Raw genomic sequence first — 1,459 nt, forward strand, 5'->3', positions numbered from 1 at the left:
GCATTGAATTAATACGATCACTGGCTAGTTTTGATGCATTATAAATAAGCGTTACGATGTCAAAATGAACCTTCGCTCGTTTTCCAGTACGGTAACGGATATTGTCTAGTTGATAATATTCCTTGAGATAAGCATTCACACGTTCTACAGCAGTACGCCGTTTAAAAATGGATTTCCATGCTTTTGACCCTCGTGCAGGTGCTGTATATCTTCGAAGGTTGGTAGTTATTTTCACCTTGTAAATCTTTTGACATAGACCTTCGGTTGCTAGCGGACAATCCTTACATTCCTTTGGTCGTGTGTATTTCAAGGTTTCATATTTGGTATCAAAGCTATCATAACGATAAGAATGTTCTCGAAAACAGGTAGGTGCAAAGTGTTTATCGAATCCAATGGGATCAGATTCATTTCGCTTATTGTAAGCTATTACTGATTGTTGCCCCATCCGGTTTACTTGGACATAAATAGGATCATAATCATAACCAGCATCCATTGTTTGATAACGTAAAGATGAAAGAGATAGACGTTCATGAATGCCCTTCAATAAAGGAATGGCTGCTTTTCCATCATTTAAACTGCCTGAAGAAAACAAAGACTGCAAAATGTATTGACTTGATGTGCCAACTGCTAGATGTCCTTTATAGCCATACCAGAACACATTTTTACCTTCACTGTTTTTCTTTATGCCCCATTTCGGTTCTTGAGGAACTTCGTTCCTCAGTTCTGTTAGTGGTACAGGTAACTGAGCTTCAATCTTTTTTTCGTAAAGTGGAAGGCTTGCTTCCTTTTTAGCTTGTTCTTCCAACCATTGTTCTCGTTCTGCCTTTGATTTACGACCACGTTTTTTCGGTTCTGTCTTTGTTTTTTCTTCTTTAGCTGGAGCTTGATCACGTGCTTCAAAATGAGTTGCATCGATTGCAACGGTATCATCGATAATGAAACCTTCTGCAATCGCTTGAAATAAAACTGTCTCTTGTGCTAATTCAAGTGTATTAGAATCACTGAGTTTAGTGATCAATCGAGAATAAGCAGCCTCCGAAGGAGTCTCATCAGATACAAGAAATCCGCAGTTCCATTTGAACAGTGGGTCGTCTTTCAGACGTTTAATCAAGTCTTTAATTGTTGGAATACGTTCAATTATACGAACGCATAATGAGATAATCATTGCGGCATAGTTGAGCTTGACCGGTGCTCCAAGCCTTGATTTCTTGTTCACTTGATATAAGATTGCGTCCACATCTATTTCTGAAATGATTGCTTCATAACGTTGGGTAGGTTCCATTTCCAATAAGTCATAGATGTCAAATAAGCTCTCTTGTCGTATAATAGACATAGGGAGTCCCTCCAGTCTTTTGGTTAGTTTGGTCACTTACCATTATACTAGACTTGGGGAGGTACTCCATTTTTTATGTCTTAAACCCATTGAGCCGCAAAGGCTCATAATTATGAAATTCACTAA

At 38.5% G+C, this 1,459-nt stretch carries 1 protein-coding gene; it reads right to left on the reverse strand.

Annotated features, from left to right (window positions below; genetic code table 11):
- On the reverse strand, positions 1-1,333 hold a 1,333-nt coding region (locus JUJ52_RS22975), incomplete at its 3' end, for a transposase (RefSeq protein WP_228089237.1).
- Positions 1,334-1,459: the final 126 nt, after the last annotated feature.

It is taken from the genome of Virgibacillus sp. AGTR (assembly GCF_016919725.2).
Classification (GTDB): domain Bacteria; phylum Bacillota; class Bacilli; order Bacillales; family Amphibacillaceae; genus Virgibacillus; species Virgibacillus salarius.